This is a genomic window from Streptomyces sp. DH12 (assembly GCF_020873895.1).
GTDB lineage: Bacteria > Actinomycetota > Actinomycetes > Streptomycetales > Streptomycetaceae > Streptomyces.
This window is the reverse complement of the sequence record NZ_JAHWGT010000456.1, coordinates 1-608: the sequence shown is the minus strand read 5'-3', so window position 1 is coordinate 608 and position 608 is coordinate 1. Positions and strand designations below refer to the sequence as shown.

1 protein-coding gene and 1 pseudogene are annotated in these 608 nt (G+C 73.4%); both read left to right on the top strand.

Annotated features, from left to right (window positions below):
• Window positions 1–320: fumarylacetoacetate hydrolase family protein (locus LPA54_RS35150; RefSeq protein WP_228984660.1), on the top strand; the 320-nt coding region annotated here is incomplete at its 5' end.
• A 151-nt stretch (window positions 321–471) separates the two neighbouring features.
• Window positions 472–608 (top strand): annotated as a pseudogene (locus tag LPA54_RS35145) (M56 family peptidase); the annotation flags it as partial.

The window sequence follows — 608 nt, the reverse complement described above, 5'->3', positions numbered from 1 at the left end:
GTCACACCGTCTCCGAGTGCCCCTTCTCCACCATGTACTGGACGGCCGCCCAGCAGCTCGCCCACATGACGGTGAACGGCGCCTCCCTGCGCACCGGCGACCTCTACGGCTCCGGCACGGTCAGCGGCCCCGCCGAACGGGAGCGCGGCTCCCTGCTGGAGCTGACCTGGAACGGCCGCGACCCGCTCGAACTCCCCGACGGCAAGCGGACGTTCCTGGAGGACGGCGACGTGGTGACGCTGTCCGCCTGGGCGCCGGGACCGGACGGGGTGCGGGTGGGCCTCGGGGAGGTGACGGGACGAGTGGTCCCCGCGTCCTGACCCCACCGGCCCTACCGCACCGCACAACCACGCTGACTCGCACCGCCCTTCGCCGTCATACTGGGCGTCGGGCGGTGCGTCGTTCCGTCACGCCGCGCGCCCGCCGCACGTCCCCGAGCCGCTTCTTCCGACAGGATCCGGAGCCCGTGGCATGACGTACTGCCTGCTCCTGCTGAGCGTGGTCGCCGTGACCGCCGCCGTGCCCGTCCCCCGCGCGCTCACCCGGACGAAGTGGCCGGAACGGGAGCCGGTCGTCGCCCTGTGGGTGTGGCAGTGCCTGGTCGCCAC